The sequence below is a fragment of the Chloroflexota bacterium genome (assembly GCA_014360825.1).
Lineage (GTDB): Bacteria > Chloroflexota > Anaerolineae > UBA2200 > JACIWT01 > JACIWT01.
Map to the genome: position 1 here is coordinate 16,420 of JACIWT010000022.1, position 17,023 is coordinate 33,442.

The following is a 17,023-nucleotide window of genomic DNA, read 5'->3' on the forward strand; positions in this document are numbered from 1 at the left end:
ATGGAATTCAAGACCGCAGCACAGAAAGCCTGCTACGAGAAAATCGGGCCATGGGTGAAAGAGTTGTTTGGGGCGTTCTCGATGGCGCGCGACGATGCACCCGTGTTCGCCGTTATGAGCGGCTCGGCGATCGCCTATGTGTCGGTGGCCCCGTGGGGCGAAGATGATGCTACCATCACCGTCCGGGCGTACGTGGTCACTGGCGCGGAACCGACGCAGGATTTGATGCACTATCTGCTACAGAAAAACGACACGATGCGCTTCGGCGCATTTGGAATGGACGAGGACAACGATATATTCTTCGAGCACACTATCGTTGGCTCCAGTTGCGACAAGGAGGAACTCAAGGCGTCGGTGATGGCGGTGGTGATGACTGCCGACAAGTTCGACGACGAGATCGTGGCTCGTTGGGGTGGTCAGCGCGCCTTCGACCGGATGCGGTAGGCTGGCGGTCGAGAGTGACAGGGAAACAGGGGGACAAGGAGACAGGGGGACAGGGAGACAGGGGGACAAGGGGACAAGGAGACAAGGAGATGGGGAGCAGTGCTTCTTGTCTCCCCCTCACTCTGGCCGTAGACATCCGCTGAGCAGCATCGATCGTAGGGGCGGGTTTCCATACCTGTCCCGGATGGCGGTCAACGGATTGAGCGGATGAATGGATGGATGGCGTGGGCATATCCGCTAATCCGCTATGCCGCAGGCCATCCGCTGAGAGATGTTGTCGGCATGACTTGTCATAAGAAAGGGGTGTTCGAGATGCTCATCGTCCACGTGCACGTACACGTCAAAGCGGAGTACGTCGAAGCCTTCCGCCAGGCCACCGTGGAGAACGCCCGTCACAGCGTGGAGGAGCCTGGCATCGCCCGCTTCGACGTGATCCAGCAAGAGGATGACCCGACCCGCTTCGTGCTGGTGGAGGTCTATCGCACGGCGGAGGACCCCGCCAAGCACAAGGAAACCGCCCACTACCAGAAATGGCGCGACACGGTGGCGGAGATGATGGCCGAGCCGCGCACCAGCGTCAAGTACACCAACGTCTTCCCCGCGGATGAGGGGTGGGGCTGAGTGAAACGAACCTTGCGAAGGTTCCAAACCTTCGCAAGGTTTTGAAAACCTTCAAGGTTTTGGAGGGGTGGGACTATGCATTTCGAGTTCGCCACGGCCACGCGCATTATCTTCGGGGCGGGCACCCTGCGCGAGGTGGGGCCCATCGCGGCGGGGATGGGGCGCCGGGCTCTGGTGGTGACCGGCCGCAGGACAGAGCGCGCCGCACCGCTCCTCGCTCTCCTAGCCGAGGCTGGATTTGACATAAGGCGGGAGACCAACAAGGGGCTTAAGCCCCTTGTTGTCTTCCCCGTGGCCGGCGAGCCGACCACAGAGATCGTTCGCCAGGGCACCCAATACGCGCGGGAAGCAGGCTGCGACCTGGTCATCGGCTTCGGCGGCGGGAGCGTGCTCGATACCGGCAAAGCCATCGCCGCCTTACTAACCAATGGCGGCGACCCCCTCGACTACCTGGAGGTGATCGGACGGGGACAACCCCTCACCCAACCCTCCGCGCCCTACATCGCCATCCCCACCACCGCCGGCACCGGCTCCGAGGTCACTCGCAACGCGGTGTTAGCCTCGCCCGAGCACCGGGTCAAAGTTAGTCTGCGCAGTCCGCTGATGTTGCCCCGCCTGGCCCTGGTGGATCCCGAACTCACCTACAGCCTGCCCCCGGATGTCACGGCCAGCACCGGCCTCGATGCCCTCACCCAACTGATCGAGCCGTTTGTCTCGAACCGCGCCAACCCGATGACCGATGCCGTGTGCCGGGATGGGATGCGCCGCGCGGCGCGCTCGCTTCGCCGGGCCTACGAGCACGGCGACGACACCGCAGCCCGCGAGGATATGGCGCTGGCCAGTCTATTCGGCGGGTTGGCGCTGGCGAACGCTGGTCTGGGGGCGGCACACGGCTTCGCCGGGCCCATCGGGGGGATGTTCCCCGCACCCCACGGCGCGGTGTGCGCGCGCCTCTTGCCCCACGTGATGGCGGTCAACGTGCGCGCACTGCGGGAGCGGCTCCCGGAGGGCGAAGCGCTGCGCCGCTACGACGAGGTGGCCCGCATCCTCACCGGCAACGCCAAAGCCACTGCCAGCGACGGCGTGGCCTGGGTGCAGGAACTGTGCGGGGCGCTCAAGGTGCCGCCGCTGTCCTCCTATGGGGTGACGTCCGCCGACCTGCCCGATCTGATCGAGAAAGGACGCGTGGCCAGCAGTATGCGCGGCAACCCGATCCAACTGACTACCGAGGAGATGCGGGAGATTTTGGAGCGGGCGCTGTAGGTGATGGGGAGACGGGGAGACTGCGTATCTTCGAATTGACAAAGGGGTTTCCCAGAGAAGAGACGTATTCATTGACCGACCAGATTCGCCGCTCGTCGCGTTCGGCTTGTTCCAACATCGCCGAGGCGTGGCGGAAATGTTGCTATGGAGCAGAAAAGTGCGGCTATGGAAAGCCGCCGCTACAGATGATGCCTCCGACGCCCCGTAGGGGCGGGTCTCCATACCTGCCCTCGGCGGTGGTTAGCACATAGTTCGTAGGTAAACAGACGCGTTGTTCGTAGGGGCGGGCCTTGTGCCTACCCACAAGGGCACCCACGAGGGGTGCCCCTACCGCCTGCTCTCATCGGCGGCTTAATCGCACGGAAAGGAAGGTCCACTATGAAACGAATGCGCTGGTACGACTTCATCACTTATAACATCTATTGGCTGGGCTTGAATATGGCCACCGGCAGCCTGACGCCCATCATCCTGCCCTTCCTGGTGGCGCAATTCGTGGGCGAGGCGGTGAAGGGCACCGCACTGGGCGCGCTGCGCTCGGCGGGGCTGCTCGTGGCCATCCTCGTCCAGCCGGCAGCCGGGCTGCTCAGCGACCGCAGCACGGCGCGCTGGGGCCGGAGGCGCCCCTATATCTTCGTCGGCACGGTGCTCGACCTGATCTTCCTGGCCATCATCGGGCTCGCCGGCAACTACTGGCTGCTCTTCGCCGCCGTGCTCCTGCTGCAATTCTCCTCCAACATTGCCCACGGCGCGCTGCAGGGCATCATCCCCGACCTGGTGCCCGAAGATCAGCGCGGGAGAGCCTCCGGGGTCAAGGCGATGATGGAACTATTGCCCATCATCCTGACCGCTTTCACCACTGCCCGGCTGGTGGGGGCGGGCAAAGTGTGGGAGGCCATCCTGGTGGTCATGGGCTCGCTGCTGGTGACTATGCTGATCACCATGCTGGCCGTGCGCGAAGAACCCCTGCGGGTAGGGGCTCGGCATGCCGAGCCCCTACAGCCTGCCCTGGTGCGGATCGCCTTGCTGACCCTCATCTTCGCCGTGGTAACCACGGTGTTCGGGGGTCTGGTGGGGCTGGTCGGCAGGATACTGGCGGGCTGGGGAGTGGCGCAACTGGTCGCTGTGGGGTTGGCGGGTCTTGTGGCCATGGCCGGGGCGATCATCCTGGGGGTGTGGTGGAGCGCGCGGGTGGGCATCGGCGAGGGTGCCCAGAAGTATCCCTCTTTCACCTGGTGGGTGGTCAATCGCCTGCTCTATCTGGCGGCGGTGGGATCCATCCAGAGTTTCGCCCAATATTTCCTGCAGGACGTGTTGCACGTGCCCAACGCTCCTGCCGCCACCGGCAGCCTGATGATGGTGGTGGGCATCTTCACCCTCCTGTCGGCTCTGCCCAGCGGATGGCTCTCGGACAAGTTCGGGCGCAAGCCACTGGTGGCCCTGGCGGGCGTGGTGGCGGCGGTGGGCACATTCGGGCTATTCTTCGCCCACAACATGGCGCTGGTAACCGTCTGCGGGGTGATCATCGGTCTCTCCGCCGGCATCTTCATGACCGTGAACTGGGCGCTGGGGACCGACCTGGTGCCCTCCGCCGAGTCGGGGCGGTATTTGGGTGTCTCCAACCTGGCCGGCGCTGGGGCGGGCATCGTCGGGGCGGGCATCGGCGGCCCTATGGCCGATTTCTTCAACGCTTACCAGAAGGGGCTGGGCTACCTGGTGATCTTCGGCATCTACGGGGCGCTGTTCCTGCTTTCGGCGGTGATCCTGCTTCGGGTGCGACCGGGCCAGAAAGAGTAGGGGCACGGCACGCCGTGCCCCTACTCGCCGAGCAAGGGGCGGAGGACCTCCAGAGATTGTTTCGCTTCCTGCACGGTGAGTTCGAAGATCACCGGACCGTTGAATCCGGCCTGGCGTAGGGTGTCCAGGAGGAAGGGCAGCGGTAGGTCGCCCTGGCCCAGGGGCAGGTGGTCCGCCCGGCGGAAGGTGCCATCGGGTTGGGGGCGGTAGTAGGCGTCGTGCAGGTGCACCTCGGCCAGGCGCGGCAGCGAGCGCCGCAGCGCCTCCTCGAATTCCACCGCGCCGGGGAACTTGGCCAGGACGTGGCCGGTGTCGAAGCAGATGGAGAGGTCCAGTTCCTCCGCTAGGGCCAGGGTCAGGTCCAGGGGGAACTCGATGGTCTCGATGGCGATGGCCCGCGTGGGCAACTTCGTCCGGCGGAGCAGTTCCTCGATGCTTTCTTTGGCATTACGGTTGAACATAGAAAGCACCAGGGGTCGGGCGCTATCGGGGATGGCAGCCATGGTGTAGAACTCCGCCGCCAGCGCCCCGGTGGCGTGCAGGACATAGACCTCCGGCTCCAGGGGGCCCAGGCGTAACACCGCGTCCACCAGCGCCTCCAGCGACCCCTTGCGCACCCACGATACCGGCGTGGACGGCTCCAGCGACCACAGCGGCAGATGGACGGTGTAGCCGATGCCGTGTGACTCCCGCAGGTCTGCCAGGCGGCGCAGCGTCGGCAGGCCGAAACTATCGGGGAAGAACACGTTCAGGTCGGTGTTGAGTTCGATGAGGTTGAAGCCGAGGTCGGCGATGCGCTCGACCAGGACCGCCGCGTCTATGGAGGGCCAGGCGAATTCGGCGGCGCGCTGGCGGGCTAACATCGGCATCGCCATCTCGATCATGAGCGATCGTTGTAGCATTTCGATTCCGAAGCGCATGTTTCCTCCTCTCTGTGTTCCGGTACCCTCCCGCCGGTTCTGAACCTGCGGGAGGTTCGGCCATTCGTATGGTCGGGTGTAGGGGCGACCCTTGTGGGTGCCCCTGGGCGGGCACAAGGCCCGCCCCTACGGTGAATGCCCCTGGGCGGGTGTAGGGGCGACCCCTCGTGGTTGCCCCCGGGGCGGGCACCAGGTCCGCCCCTACGGTGGTTGCCCCAGGGCGGGTGTAGGGGCGACCCTTGTGGTCGCCCTACCGGGCAGGCACCAGGTCCGCCCCTACAGTTCAATTCCCGATTCTCTCAGCAATTCCTCCACTTTCCCCCGCTCGACGGGGTCCGTTGTCAGTTCCAGACATTTCCGGAAATCCGCGGCGGCCTTCTTTTCCTTCCCCATCAGGCCATAGATAAGCCCACGACCAAAATAAGCGGAGGGCAGGTCGGGTTGTAGTTGGATGGCCCGGTTGAAATCAGCGAAGGCCTGGGCGTGGTCACCTTTTTCGACATAGACGCGTCCACGGTTGAAGTAAGCCACGGCGTCATCTGGCTGGATCCGGATGGCCTGGGTGAAGTCGGCGAGAGCGCGGTCGGAGTCACCATTGCCCATATAGGAGATCCCACGGGCAAGGTAAGCCTCGGCCACGAAGTCCGGCTGGAGGGCAATTACCTGGGTGAGATCAGCGATAGCGGAGTCATAATCACCTTTGGCAGTGTAAGTGAGCCCACGTCCAAGGCAGGCACGAGCGGTGAGTTCAGGGTGAAGTTTTATGATGGTGTTGAAGTCGGCGATGGCGCGATGGTAGTTCCCTTTGCTCACATAAGCAACTGCGCGGCTGTAGTAAAAATCGGCCTCTCCGGGCTGGAGTTTGATGGCCCGGGTGAAGTCGGCGATAGCGTGGTCATAGTCCTCCAGATTGGCGTAAGCATCCCCGCGGTTGTAGTATGCTTCGGGGTCGTCGGGTTGGAGCCTGATAGCCTGGCTGAAATCGGCAACGGCCTGGTCGTGGTCACCCTTGCTGGCATAGGCCAGCCCGCGGTTGTAATAGGCCTCGGCCGAGTCAGGCTGGAGTTGAATAACGCGGCTGAAGTCAGCGATGGCCTGGTCGGGGCTGTCTTTGTCAAGGTAGGCGTTCCCTCGGTTGTAGTAGGCTTTCGCGAAGTCAGGTTGGAGTTTGATAGCGCGGCTGAAATCAGCGATAGCGCGGTCGCAGTCCCCCATATCGGCGTAGACGAGCCCGCGGTTGTAATAGGCGCTGGCCAAGTCGGGCCGAAGTTTGATGACCCGGTTGAGGTCGGCGATGGCATGGTCGTAGTCCCCCATGTCGGCGTAGGCGAGCCCGCGGTTGTGATAGGCGATGGCCAGGTCAGGCTCGAGTTGAATGGCATAGGCGAAATCGGCAAGGGCGCGATCGTAGTTGCCCATGTGGGCATAGGCGCTCCCGCGGTCGACGTAGATCAAGGCATTGTCGGGTTCTAGTTGGGTGGCTCGATCGTAGTCGGCGATGGCATGCTGGTAGTCGCCCTTGAGGACGTAGGCAATCGCGCGGTTGATGTATGCCTCCAGGAAGTTGGGTTGGAGTTGGATGGCCCGGGTGAATTCGGTGATGGCACGGCCGTATTTGCCTTTGGTAATATAGGCCAGACCGCGGCCGAGTGCTATGGTAAACTTGAGGTAGTTGCGATCCTGTTGCGTCATTTGTAATATCTCCTGATGCGATTTTTTATGGTCCACGTAGGGGCGACCCGCCGGCCCGCCCCTACTGGGCGGGCATGAGGCCCGCCTCTACCGTGGTTGCCCCTACTGGGCGGGCACAAGGCCCGCCCCTACCGGCTGCCCACGTCATCGGGAATTTTACATCGAGAACGCTTCGGGGGCGAAATGCGGATTGCCCTCAATGCCCAAGACCTCCGAGGTCTCGAAGACCTCGGAGGTCTGAAATCTCTTGCGGGTGCCCCTAGGGCGGGCACAAGGCCCGCCCGTAGGACGCCGGATCAGAATCTCACCTGCCGATATCGCGCCCGGCAGGGATGACCCTCGGCGATGTCCAGCCACCGTTCGCCTGGGTGCCCCACCAGCGACCACAGCGTCCCGAATTTTTCGATCATACCTGCTCCGTGGGAGCAGACCAGGCCCTGGTGATCCGCCAAGGCTCGCTTCATTGTTCCAGCGTCTACCAGCCCCGCCCCACTTAACAATTCCCGCAGGCGATTGTAGCGGGGATGGGAGTCCGGCGGCACGAAGCGCTCCTTTCCCGCCAGCGCTGGACAAACCACGTGATTGGTCATCACCAGCAGGCCGTCTTCGGGATAGCGTACCTCCACTCCTTCCACCGTCGCTTCGGCGACCGCGGCTTTGCCGAAACGGTCGGCCAGGAGGTAGTTGCGGCTCTGGGCGTGGGGCACGCCTTGGAGGAGCGCCAGCCCTTCCTCCACCGTGGCGCAGCGATCCAGGAGCAGGCGCACGATGAGCCAGAAGGTCAGCCCCGGCACCAGGCCGGGGAGGAAGGTGGCGGCAATGGCTACGAAAAGGCCGGCTTCATTCAGCCCATCCTCGCGTCCCACCCAGATATCGCAGTTGCCCAGGCTGGCGTAGCGCCCCTGAGGATAGGTGCAGTAGGTGGTAGCGCCTCCCTTCACCCGATAGAAGAAGTCGTAGTTTCTCCCCACCAGTGGGCGGCCATCCGCCGTCCGCTCGGGAGCAACCGCCGCCACGCTGCAACTGGGTATGTCCGCCGGCTCAAAGGGGGCGGTGAGGGTGAGCAGGGCCTCGTAGTCCAGCCCGGCGGCCTCGGCCAGGCCGCGCATCTCGTCCAGCAACTCTGGCGCATATTGTCTCACGATTTCCTCGCATTGCTTCGCCAGGCGGAGTCTTTTGGGCTCCGGTGGAGCGATAGTGAGCCCGCTCCCTTTCAGGGGCCGGCCCTGTTGATGGCCCATCTCTTCGTAATTGCCGCGGAGTTTGATGTGATACATTTGGTTTCTCGCTTTCGATTCTTATCCCCTATCTGGGGTGGCGGCATTTCATAGGCGCTGCAAGGGGGCGGGTATGGAAACCCGCCCGCCACGAATGCGGGCACGTTCGGCCTTGGCGGACGATGTAGGGGCACCCCTTGTGGGTGCCCTGCTGGGCGGGCACGAGGCCCGCCCCTGCAGTGAATACTCCCGGGCGGGTGTAGGGGCGACCCGCCGGGTCGCCCCTACCGGGCGGGCACAAGGCTTGCCCCTACAGTGATTACACATTGGCGGACATGGACGGTTCGTTTCATCCCCATCCTCCTTCTCAAACCAAGGCCCTAAGGGTTTCAAACCCTTAGGGCCTGATGGCTTACAGCCGGATCACGTGGCCGCAGTATTGGCATTTGATGCTGTCCATGCCCCGTAGCACTGGCTGGGTGATCGGGGCACGGCAGTTCGGGCAGCGGTCCGGCGCTGCCTTTGCCTTTTCCACTGCCGCTTGATCGAGCGGCACGACGCGATCCTGATCGAATTCGCCCGCCTTAGCCCGGCCAATCAGCCCCTGCCACCAATTGCAGTCCTGACCGCTCAGGTGAAAATGGGCTGTGGGGATTGGTGCTTCGGGGGCGAGGGTCAGTTCAATGTGGTCCTCGTGCCCCAATAGCCCTTTCCTGCTGGCCACCACCTTCTCGATCTGCCCCAGGGGAACCTCGAACAGCAGTTGCTGCACCTTTTGCTTCTGGGTGGTGATGAAAAGGACTTTCTTGGTGGCGATCTCCTGTTTCTGTTCGAAGAGAAGGCGCTGATCCGTGAGGTAGAGGACGCCTCGGGGATCGTCTTTGTCGCCCTTGACCCACTTGGCTGAGACAGCCATAATGCCCGCCTCGGTGGGTAGGAGTTGGAATGTGGCCTCTGCCAGTTGGGCGAGCATCCATTCCACCCGCTGTAGGTGCGTGACGAATTGATTCACCTCGCTCTGGGCGTTGTCATACATGCCCCTGATGCTATCCTGGACTGCCTTCACCTTCCCTTCCAGCGTCTCCACTGCTGCCTGGGCTTTCGTCAGGAGGGATTGGGCAGCAGCCGGGTCGCCAGCGCGATCCACCACCTGCTTTACCTGCGCCTCCACCGTACGCAGGTCCCATTGGAGGGCGGCGGCCTCTTTCTCAATTCGCGCCGACACTTCACCGCGCAGGGTCGCCCACTGCTGTGCCAGGCTCTCTGCGGTTCCCTGCAATGCGGTTTCGAAGACGTAGCCTCGAGCGCGAAGTTGTTTCACCCGTTGCCCCAGCCCGCTGACAGTGGTGGTCAAATCCTCGATTTCATCTCGCAGACGTGTGAGCCGGGCGTCAGATTGGAGGGAATCCAGTTTAGACTGGAGATTGCGAATGGCGCTGGCCAATTGATCGGCTGGTTCCTTGGACATAGGTTGGGTCTCCTCATTCGGGATATTTACCGGTGGTGCAAGCCACCTGCGGGTAGCATCTTAACACAGAACCCTGTTTCCTCCAAGCAAAACGTAGGGGGCGGGTATGGAAACCCCGCCCCCACGAATGCGGGTCCGCTCGACCTCGGCGGGCAACGTAGGGGCACCCCTTGTGGGTGCCCTGCTGGGCGGGCACGAGGCCTGGCCCTACGGTGATTGCACATTGGCGGGCAACGTAGGGGCACCCCTTGTGGGTGCCCCTACTGGGCAGGCACGAGGCCCGCCCCTACCGTGGGGTTGCGGCGAGTGCCTCCTGCACCCGCCGCGACAAATCCTCGAGGGTGAAGGGCTTGGCGATGAAACCCAACGCCCCTTCATCCAGAAGTTCCTGGACCGCTTTGTCTCGGGCGAACCCAGAGATCAGGAGCACTCTCACGTCGGGCCGGAGCCGCCTCAACTCGCGGAAAGCCTGGCCGCCTCCCGTAGGCATGTTCATGTCTATGAGCACCAGGTCAATCTCGTCCCGGTGTTGGGCGAAGACCTCGATCCCTTCACGTCCGTCTTTGGCCAGGAGGACTCGATAGCCGAGATAGCCGAGCATTCTCTCCAGCGTGGCGCGGACCAGTTCCTCATCGTCCATCACCAGAATGGTGCCGCCTCTCTGTTCCTGGACAACGGCTGGGCTGCTTGTCGGGGCGCTGCGGGGACTGGCCGGAAAACAGATGTCGAATACGGTGCCCTCTCCCACTTTGCTGCGGACGTCTATGAAGCCGCCATGGTTCTGGACGATGGCGTGGGCGATGTACAACCCCAGGCCAGTGCCGTGCCCCGATTCCTTGGTGGTGAAGAAAGGTTCAAAGACATGGGCCAGGGTTTCGTCATCCATTCCTACGCCGGTATCGGCGACGGAGAGGCAAACGTATGGCCCCGGCGTGACCCCAGCATGGCTCTCGCAAAAAGCCTGATCCAGCACCACCTCCCGGGTCTCGAGGCGCAGTTCCCCACCCTCTGGCATAGCATCTCGGGCGTTGAGGAACAAGTTGATCAAAACCTGCTCGATCAGGTTTCGGTCGCCCCGGATGGTGGCCACGGTGGGCTGCAATTGTGTCCGCACCTGGATCCGCTTGTCTATGGATGGTTCCAGGAAGCGGAGCACCGCCCGGACGCAATCGTTGAGGTCAACCGCCTGGAAATCTAACTTGCCGCGCCGGGCCAGGGCGAGCAGTTGGCCCGTCAACCCGACGGCCTTTTGGGCAGCCTGGTCTATCAGTTCTAATTCCGGATAGTGCCTGTCACCAGGGGAATGTTGGGCTTTCAGCAGGGAGATGTGGCCGAGGATGCCGCTGAGGATATTGTTGAACTCGTGGGCCAGGCTGCTAGCCAGGGTACCGATGGTCTCCAATCTCTGGGCGCGGTGGAGTTCCTCTAACAGCCGGGCTCGCTCTTCCTCGGCCTGCCGGCGGCGATCCAGGCTCTCCCCAATCGTGCGCGCCAAGGAGGTGAATTCGCGAAACTGCAGCGAGGGGGCGACCCACTGGCCGGACTCGCCGAACCGGGCGATGGCCCGGTTGAGTCGGCGGAGAGGCTGGAGGACCCATAGGTATAGCGCCAGGACACTCAGACCGATTACCAGGAACACGCCAAACGCCACTATGGTGATGGAAACGGATGCCTCTTTCAGCCAGGGGTCCAGAAATGGCATCGGGATGGTGAATCGGAGCCTCACATCCTCAGCACCGATGCATTCTGGGATAGGCACCTCGCTCAAGAGGCCGTCTCTGGCTGCCTCAAGGTCGCGAGGATCCTCTGGTTCCGCTGGGGAACCCATCACTACGTGTATCTCTTTCACCCCAGCGAGTTTCTCGATCAGGGCTTTCTTTTCCCCATCCAAGGCGTCGGCCAGCAGCAGATACCCATTGTACGGCTCCTCGGGAGCACTATCGAGGGCGATCCGGCACGCCGATAGCCAGTAGAGTCCCTCATCCGCAGCCACATAGGTGGACATTTGAATTTGGTCTCGCAGGCGCTCCTGGGCGGTCTGGAACACCCGCGCTTGGAGAGGGATATCCCAGATAACGAAACTGCCGGATTGAAAGATGGGCCTACCGGCAATGTCCAACACGGCGACTCCCTCGATCCTCTGGTCTGTCTCCAGCCACGTTAGGTTATCCTCAGCCCACTGGGGGTCATGGTTGTTTACATAATCAAACATCTGGTCCCAGATGGCGTAATCCCTGGTCTGATCTTTGAGTTGCGTGGCGAACATCTCCAGGCTGGCGCGCAGGCTTTGCTCACGGATGCTCTGCATGTTGGTTACCACGTGGACCGCGCTGTTCAGGTGGGAAGTCAGGTGGGAGTGGAAGAGCAGGAGCAAGACAAAGGATAGGGCTGCCAGGAGCCAGATGATTCGCCACAGGACGGAGGGAGCGCCGAAGGGATCGAGGCGGGGGTCTCCAGCGAAGTTGTTGTCTGGCATGATCGGACCTCCGGGGCGGCTTAGGTGGGGCGGGTTTGTTCTTGTCTCTACGACCCCGGCCACACAGCGTACTGCAAGCCAATTGTACTACAAGCGCTGCGTAGTGTCAATTTCTGTGTGCACGGTGAGGGACTATCGAACTACAGTGGGCGAGCCGCCGGGTCGCCCCAGGGCAGGCTTTATGCCTGCCCCTACAACCTCACCCCCTGCCCGCTCCGTCGGGCAGCCGGCGACCAAGGTCGCGGCTTCAGGGGCTTTCAGCCGGGCGTCCCCCTGCGGGGACGCCAACGTCCGTCCGCGCAGGCGGACGGCGGACACCCCAGGTGCCACCAGGCGGACGATTTCAATCGCCCGTAGGGGCAACCCTCGTGGCAGCCCCCGGGGCGGGTATGGAAACCCGCCCCCGCCGACAGAAGAGTCCCGCAGGGACTTTCCAATAGTAGCCGTCGAATTTTATTCGACGGCGAGACCCAGCAGCCGTACCCGTCGCACACGGGCGATTCATCCTCCGGCGGGGCTATCAACGGATAGTCTGCGGCATAGCGGATAGGCGGATTGCTACAGAGACCTTCCATGGATCGTCGGGCGGCTTTCCATAGCCGCCCGTAGGACAAGTTGCCAACTTGTCCTACTCCAAGGGCGCCCCCGGCGGGGACAAAAAGCAATCTGGGGCTGGCACGGGGGGTATGGAAACCCGCCCCACGGTTGCTACGTTGAGGCGACCCTCGCGGGTGCCCTATCGGGCAGGCACGAGGCCTGCCCCTACGATGTTATCCCCAGGGCGGGCGGGGTTGGGGGGTCACCTTTTCTTGCGTTCGACGCGCACACGGGTGCCGGGCACGGGCACAGAATGCAGCAACTCGTCCACCACCGCTCGTGCGTCCACGTCTTTGATGCGAGCCGATGGTGAGATGATCAGGCGGTGGGCCAGGACCGCCTCGGCCACGGCCTTGATATCGTCGGGGATCACATAGTCACGGCCCTCGATGGCCGCCCGGGCCTGCCCGAGACGATAGAGGCCCAGCGAGCCGCGCGGACTGGCTCCTAAGTACACGTCGGGGTGCGTACGGGTGGCGTTCACTAACGCCACAATATATTCCTTCACCAGGCTGTCTAAGTGCACCTTCTTGATCTCTTCCTGCGCCCAGAGGAGATCGTCCACCTCCACCACCTTGGCGATGCGGTGGATGGGGTGTTGGTACTGTTGCGAGTCCAGGATGGCGATCTCATCCTCGGGAGCGGGGTGCCCCAGGTGAATGCGCATGAGGAAGCGGTCGAGTTGTGCTTCGGGCAGGGGGAAGGTACCTTCGTACTCAATGGGGTTCTGGGTGGCCATCACCAAAAAGGGCCGGGGCATGGGATAGGTAACGCCGTCCACGGTAACCTGGCGCTCTTCCATCGCCTCGAGCAGGGCGGACTGGGTCTTGGGCGTGGCGCGGTTGATCTCATCGGCGAGTACGATCTGGGCCATCACCGGACCAGGGCGGAACTCGAACTCCATCGTCTTCTGGTTGTAGATCGACACCCCGGTCACGTCGCTGGGCAGGAGGTCCGGCGTGAACTGGATGCGCTTGAAGGTGCAGCCAATGGATTTGGCGATGGCTTTGGCCAGCATGGTCTTGCCCAGGCCGGGCACGTCCTCGATCAGCAGATGCCCCTGGCAGAGGAGGCCCATGAAGGCCAGTGTTACCACGTCGTGCTTGCCGATAATCACTTGTTCCACATTGCCGACCACTTTCTCGGCAATGGCCTGTATGCTTTTCATCAATTGGTCTCCTTTAGAGTTTGGCCCGTTTCTTTTTCTCCGCCGCTTTCTTGTACTCGTCGTACACGCGCTCGACACTGCTGCGGATGCGCAGTTCCACCGCCTTCCGTTCGCCCTCTGGGATATGGTAGAAGTCGCGCATTTTCACGTGATCCACGGTCTCGCGCCGCGTGGCGCCAGCCTGGAAGTGTTCGTACACTCGCTCGCGCATGGCGGCGATGTAAGCGTGCATTTCCTCGATGGCCTCGGGGCCGCAGGGTTCCCCGTGGCCGGGCACGATGATGTCCACTGGCATAGTGTTGCGGATGCGCTCCAGGGCCGCAAGCCACTGCTCGGTGTTCGCGTGGCCCAGGAAGGGATGTTGGCCGGATACGACCAGGTCACCGCTGAAGAGAACGCGCTCTTGGGGCATATAAACGGCGATCGTGGCTGGCGTGTGTCCGCCGACGTGCACGATCTGAAACTCCCGGCCGCCCTTGTAAACGGTGAGGGATTCGCCCACAGTCACCTCGGGGAGGACGATGCGGATTTTGTGCAGGTCGGTCTCCCAGCCCACGTAGCGCTCTCGGAAATAGCCCAGTTGGCGCTGGAGGTATGCCTCATCGTAGTTCCTCAACTCCCGCCAGGTGAGTTCGTGGGCGATGGTGATAGCGCGGTAGAAGCAATTGCCCAGGACGTGGTCAATGTGGTAATCGGTGTTAATCAGGTAGGCCAAACGGGAATTGGAGCGGCTGGCCACTTCCCCCAGCCAGTCCCAGGCCTCGCGGGGCTGCATTGGGGTGTCAATGAGCACCGCACCCTCGTCGGTGTAAACGAAACTGACGTTCGCGCCGTGATATGCGGTTTCCACATAAACGCCATCGGCAATTTCACGCATGATGACCCCCTTAGTAGGACAAGTTGTCAACTTGTCCTACTGTGAATGCAAATGTTTCCTGGCGAAAGCCAGGGCCTCCTCTAACCGCTCCGCCGGGAAGCCGCCGCCCTGGGCGATATGCGGCCGCCCTCCGCCCCGGCCACCGAACCGCTGACAAGTCTCTCGGAGGAGCGCGCCAACGTCCAGGGGCACATCCTCTGCTCGGGCGAACACCAGTTGGGCTTTCTCGCCACGGGTTGCCAGGAGCGCCACCAGGCCAGGCGTCTGACACAGCCGTAGCGCCAGGTGCTTGATCTCCTCGGCGCTCTTGTCCTCGAAGGCGGCACACACCACCCGCCAATTTCCGGCGCTCTCGGCGCGGGCCAGCCATTCTGCCGCCTCGTAGTCCAAGAGACGCTGGCGCAATTCCTCCACGGCACGGCGGTTCTCCTTCGCCTCGGCGCTCAGGCGGGCGATGGCGTCGGCCAGTTCGCGGTCGGCGACGCTGAAGGCATTGGCCAGGGCGTTGATGGTGGCGTTCTTCCACTGGTAGTCGCGCAGTGCCCGCCAGCCGCACAGGAATTCCACCCGCGACTCGTTGCCCCGCCGCTCCCATTTGCGGATCACGATGGGGCCGACCTCGCCGCTGCGCCGACAGTGGGTGCCCCCACAAGCCGAGCGGTCGGTGCCCTCTACCTCCACCACGCGCACCGCGCCGCTGACTGCCGGGGGTTTGCGCAGTCCCAGCGTCATCGCCTCTTCCATTGACATAATACGAGCGGTTACCGGACGGTCGGCGAAGACCACGGCGTTGGCAGCCTCCTCCACGCGGCGCACCTCTTCGGGCGAGAGGTCGGGTCGGTTCAGGTCAATGGTGGAGATTTCCTCACCCATGTGGAAGGAGACTGTCTCGGCTCCGAGGAGGTCCAGGAAAGCAGTGGAGAGGATGTGCTGGCCGGTGTGCTGCTGCATGTGGTCGAAGCGCACGTCATGGTCCACGTGGCCCTTCGCCTCATCGCCCTCCAGTGGGCTGGCCAGGATGTGCACGATGTCGCCTTCTATCTCCTGCACGTCGAGCACGGGCACGCCGTTGAGCGTCCCGCGGTCGGGCAGTTGACCCCCGGCGTTAGGGTAAAAGGCGGTGCGGTCGAGGATTACGCCGGGCTGGGAGCCGACCTGGAGGCGGCGCAGGATGCGGGCGGTGAATTCGACCAAGTAAGGGTCGTCGTAATACAGGCGCTCGGTCACGGCTATTCCCAGGCCAGCCGGCTCAGTTGTTGAATCAAGCGCAGGACGGTCATCCCCAGGCCGGCTATCTGGCGCGCTTTCAGTGGGCGGGCCTCTGGGGTGGCCTCGCCCTCTGCGGGCGGCTCGGCAGTGAGGTGGTGGTACACCAGCGCGATTACTGCCCCCGCCAGCGCGCCGATGATCGTCCCGGTGATGAGTAAGCGGTTCTTATCCTTTGGTTTCATGTTTCTGGTCCTCGTCTGTGATCCCCCGACAGGCCGATGTAGGGGCACCCCTTGTGGGTGCCCTACTGGGCGGGCACAAGGCCCGCCCCTACGGTGAATGTCCTCGTGGGCGGGCGATGTAGGGGCACCCCTTGTGGGTGCCCTCGTGGGCGGGCACGAGGCCCGCCCCTACGGTGAATGCCCTTGTAGGCGGGCGATGTAGGGGCACCCCTTGTGGGTGCCCTCGTGGGCGGGCACGAGGCCCGCCCACTACAATGAATGCCCTCGTGGGCGGGCGATGTAGGGGCGACCCATGTGGGTGCCCTACTGGGCGGGCACAAGGCCCGCCCCTACGGGCGGGCACAATGTCTGCCCCTACGGGCGGGCCAAGGCCCGCCCCTACTTCTCATAATAATTGAAGAAATCGCTCAACATCCAGACGGGCTTGCTTCAGGATATGGGCGAGAGTGGAACGTTTCACAGGGCGATGGGCAGGGATGGTCAGCTTCAGCACCTCGTCTCCGACCCGCTTCTGCAGCCTAATGTGGCTACCACGCTGGCGCACAACTGTCCACCCGTCTCTTTGCAAGGTGCGGATGATTTTGGTGTAAGGCAGGCTTGGAAGCTTGCTCACAACACCAACTCCCGCACCAACACGCCCTCCTCGACAATCCAGTCATCCTCTACTGGCTCAAGATAAAGTTCTATTGCCTCTCGGATATTCGCCAGCGCTTCATCGATTGTCTCACCTTCGCTGATACAGCCGGGAAGTGAAGGGACGTAGACAGTGTACCCGCCCTCATCACTGGCTTCCAATACTACCTTGACTTTCATCGCCTTTTTCTCCTTAAACGATCATGTCTCCTGAGCCGACGAATGCAATATGGCCGATGTAGGGGCGACCCTTGTGGGCGCCCTACTGGGCGGGCACGAGGCCCGCCCACTACAATGAATGCCCTCGTGGGCGGGCGATGTAGGGGCGACCCATGTGGGTGCCCTACTGGGCGGGCACGAGGCCCGCCCCTACAGTGAATGCCCTCGTGGGCGGGCGATGTA

Annotated in this window: 18 protein-coding genes; 6 read left to right on the forward strand and 12 right to left on the reverse strand. The window is 62.9% G+C overall.

Annotated elements, in window-relative coordinates:
- The 5 genes from H5T64_11525 to H5T64_11545 all read left to right on the forward strand — a co-directional run bounded on the left by H5T64_11525 (nucleotide 1) and on the right by H5T64_11545 (nucleotide 4,122).
- The gene (locus H5T64_11525) at nucleotides 1-444 is read left to right on the forward strand and encodes a YbjN domain-containing protein (protein MBC7264967.1); all 444 of its coding nucleotides are present in this window, start codon (nucleotides 1-3) and stop codon (nucleotides 442-444) included.
- 312 nt (nucleotides 445-756) lie between these two features.
- Complete coding sequence (locus H5T64_11530; protein MBC7264968.1) at nucleotides 757-1,065, forward strand: antibiotic biosynthesis monooxygenase; 309 nt, start codon at nucleotides 757-759, stop codon at nucleotides 1,063-1,065.
- A 75-nt stretch (nucleotides 1,066-1,140) separates the two neighbouring features.
- Nucleotides 1,141-2,328, forward strand: coding sequence for an iron-containing alcohol dehydrogenase (locus H5T64_11535; GenBank protein MBC7264969.1), 1,188 nt, complete (start codon nucleotides 1,141-1,143; stop codon nucleotides 2,326-2,328).
- A gap of 20 nt (nucleotides 2,329-2,348) precedes the next feature.
- The gene (locus tag H5T64_11540; protein ID MBC7264970.1) at nucleotides 2,349-2,579 is read left to right on the forward strand and encodes a four helix bundle protein; all 231 of its coding nucleotides are present in this window, start codon (nucleotides 2,349-2,351) and stop codon (nucleotides 2,577-2,579) included.
- Between the two features lie 127 nt (nucleotides 2,580-2,706).
- A complete protein-coding gene (locus tag H5T64_11545; protein MBC7264971.1) occupies nucleotides 2,707-4,122 on the forward strand; it encodes an MFS transporter in 1,416 nt (471 codons plus the stop codon).
- A gap of 20 nt (nucleotides 4,123-4,142) precedes the next feature.
- On the opposite strand, the gene H5T64_11550 is transcribed toward H5T64_11545, so the two are convergent.
- The 3 genes from H5T64_11550 to H5T64_11560 all read right to left on the reverse strand — a co-directional run bounded on the left by H5T64_11550 (nucleotide 4,143) and on the right by H5T64_11560 (nucleotide 8,011).
- Nucleotides 4,143-5,042, reverse strand: a complete 900-nt coding sequence (locus H5T64_11550; protein MBC7264972.1) for a sugar phosphate isomerase/epimerase — start codon at nucleotides 5,040-5,042, stop codon at nucleotides 4,143-4,145.
- Nucleotides 5,043-5,318: 276 nt separating this feature from the next.
- Entirely contained in the window at nucleotides 5,319-6,734 is a 1,416-nt protein-coding gene (locus H5T64_11555) for a tetratricopeptide repeat protein (protein ID MBC7264973.1), read from the reverse strand.
- A gap of 296 nt (nucleotides 6,735-7,030) precedes the next feature.
- Complete coding sequence (locus tag H5T64_11560; protein ID MBC7264974.1) at nucleotides 7,031-8,011, reverse strand: hypothetical protein; 981 nt, start codon at nucleotides 8,009-8,011, stop codon at nucleotides 7,031-7,033.
- Between the two features lie 73 nt (nucleotides 8,012-8,084).
- Here H5T64_11560 and H5T64_11565 point away from each other — a divergent pair, with 73 nt between their 5' ends.
- Entirely contained in the window at nucleotides 8,085-8,270 is a 186-nt protein-coding gene (locus H5T64_11565) for a hypothetical protein (protein MBC7264975.1), read from the forward strand.
- A gap of 93 nt (nucleotides 8,271-8,363) precedes the next feature.
- On the opposite strand, the gene H5T64_11570 is transcribed toward H5T64_11565, so the two are convergent.
- The 9 genes from H5T64_11570 to H5T64_11610 form a co-directional block, all read right to left on the reverse strand.
- Nucleotides 8,364-9,419 carry a hypothetical protein gene (locus H5T64_11570; protein MBC7264976.1) on the reverse strand — a complete coding sequence of 352 codons (1,056 nt, stop codon included), beginning with the start codon at nucleotides 9,417-9,419 and terminating at the stop codon, nucleotides 8,364-8,366.
- 286 nt (nucleotides 9,420-9,705) lie between these two features.
- Nucleotides 9,706-11,895 carry a response regulator gene (locus H5T64_11575; protein MBC7264977.1) on the reverse strand — a complete coding sequence of 730 codons (2,190 nt, stop codon included), beginning with the start codon at nucleotides 11,893-11,895 and terminating at the stop codon, nucleotides 9,706-9,708.
- A gap of 132 nt (nucleotides 11,896-12,027) precedes the next feature.
- Nucleotides 12,028-12,213: a hypothetical protein gene (locus H5T64_11580; GenBank protein ID MBC7264978.1), complete on the reverse strand. Its 186-nt coding sequence runs from the start codon at nucleotides 12,211-12,213 to the stop codon at nucleotides 12,028-12,030.
- Between the two features lie 481 nt (nucleotides 12,214-12,694).
- Complete coding sequence (locus H5T64_11585; protein ID MBC7264979.1) at nucleotides 12,695-13,660, reverse strand: MoxR family ATPase; 966 nt, start codon at nucleotides 13,658-13,660, stop codon at nucleotides 12,695-12,697.
- Between the two features lie 13 nt (nucleotides 13,661-13,673).
- Nucleotides 13,674-14,537, reverse strand: a complete 864-nt coding sequence (locus H5T64_11590; protein ID MBC7264980.1) for an MBL fold metallo-hydrolase — start codon at nucleotides 14,535-14,537, stop codon at nucleotides 13,674-13,676.
- Between the two features lie 36 nt (nucleotides 14,538-14,573).
- Nucleotides 14,574-15,764, reverse strand: coding sequence for an alanyl-tRNA editing protein (locus H5T64_11595; protein ID MBC7264981.1), 1,191 nt, complete (start codon nucleotides 15,762-15,764; stop codon nucleotides 14,574-14,576).
- A 2-nt stretch (nucleotides 15,765-15,766) separates the two neighbouring features.
- Nucleotides 15,767-15,988 (reverse strand): hypothetical protein, encoded by a 222-nt coding sequence (locus tag H5T64_11600; GenBank protein ID MBC7264982.1) that lies wholly within the window; start codon nucleotides 15,986-15,988, stop codon nucleotides 15,767-15,769.
- Between the two features lie 385 nt (nucleotides 15,989-16,373).
- Nucleotides 16,374-16,601 (reverse strand): type II toxin-antitoxin system HicA family toxin, encoded by a 228-nt coding sequence (locus H5T64_11605; protein ID MBC7264983.1) that lies wholly within the window; start codon nucleotides 16,599-16,601, stop codon nucleotides 16,374-16,376.
- Entirely contained in the window at nucleotides 16,598-16,801 is a 204-nt protein-coding gene (locus H5T64_11610) for a type II toxin-antitoxin system HicB family antitoxin (protein ID MBC7264984.1), read from the reverse strand. The genes H5T64_11605 and H5T64_11610 overlap by 4 nt, the downstream gene beginning before the upstream one ends.
- Nucleotides 16,802-17,023: the final 222 nt, after the last annotated feature.

What these genes read in the sequence shown, in the direction of transcription:
- H5T64_11550 (MBC7264972.1), bottom strand. Translation starts at nt 5,042, where the DNA reads ATGCGCTTCGGAATCGAAATGCTACAACGATCGCTCATGATCGAGATG.
- H5T64_11575 (MBC7264977.1), bottom strand. Translation starts at nt 11,895, where the DNA reads ATGCCAGACAACAACTTCGCTGGAGACCCCCGCCTCGATCCCTTCGGC.
- H5T64_11600 (MBC7264982.1), bottom strand. Translation starts at nt 15,988, where the DNA reads ATGAAACCAAAGGATAAGAACCGCTTACTCATCACCGGGACGATCATC.
- H5T64_11590 (MBC7264980.1), bottom strand. Translation starts at nt 14,537, where the DNA reads ATGCGTGAAATTGCCGATGGCGTTTATGTGGAAACCGCATATCACGGC.
- H5T64_11530 (MBC7264968.1), top strand. Translation starts at nt 757, where the DNA reads ATGCTCATCGTCCACGTGCACGTACACGTCAAAGCGGAGTACGTCGAA.
- H5T64_11570 (MBC7264976.1), bottom strand. Translation starts at nt 9,419, where the DNA reads ATGTCCAAGGAACCAGCCGATCAATTGGCCAGCGCCATTCGCAATCTC.
- H5T64_11610 (MBC7264984.1), bottom strand. Translation starts at nt 16,801, where the DNA reads ATGAAAGTCAAGGTAGTATTGGAAGCCAGTGATGAGGGCGGGTACACT.
- H5T64_11565 (MBC7264975.1), top strand. Translation starts at nt 8,085, where the DNA reads ATGGAAACCCGCCCGCCACGAATGCGGGCACGTTCGGCCTTGGCGGAC.
- H5T64_11535 (MBC7264969.1), top strand. Translation starts at nt 1,141, where the DNA reads ATGCATTTCGAGTTCGCCACGGCCACGCGCATTATCTTCGGGGCGGGC.
- H5T64_11585 (MBC7264979.1), bottom strand. Translation starts at nt 13,660, where the DNA reads ATGAAAAGCATACAGGCCATTGCCGAGAAAGTGGTCGGCAATGTGGAA.
- H5T64_11555 (MBC7264973.1), bottom strand. Translation starts at nt 6,734, where the DNA reads ATGACGCAACAGGATCGCAACTACCTCAAGTTTACCATAGCACTCGGC.
- H5T64_11525 (MBC7264967.1), top strand. Translation starts at nt 1, where the DNA reads ATGGAATTCAAGACCGCAGCACAGAAAGCCTGCTACGAGAAAATCGGG.
- H5T64_11545 (MBC7264971.1), top strand. Translation starts at nt 2,707, where the DNA reads ATGAAACGAATGCGCTGGTACGACTTCATCACTTATAACATCTATTGG.
- H5T64_11560 (MBC7264974.1), bottom strand. Translation starts at nt 8,011, where the DNA reads ATGTATCACATCAAACTCCGCGGCAATTACGAAGAGATGGGCCATCAA.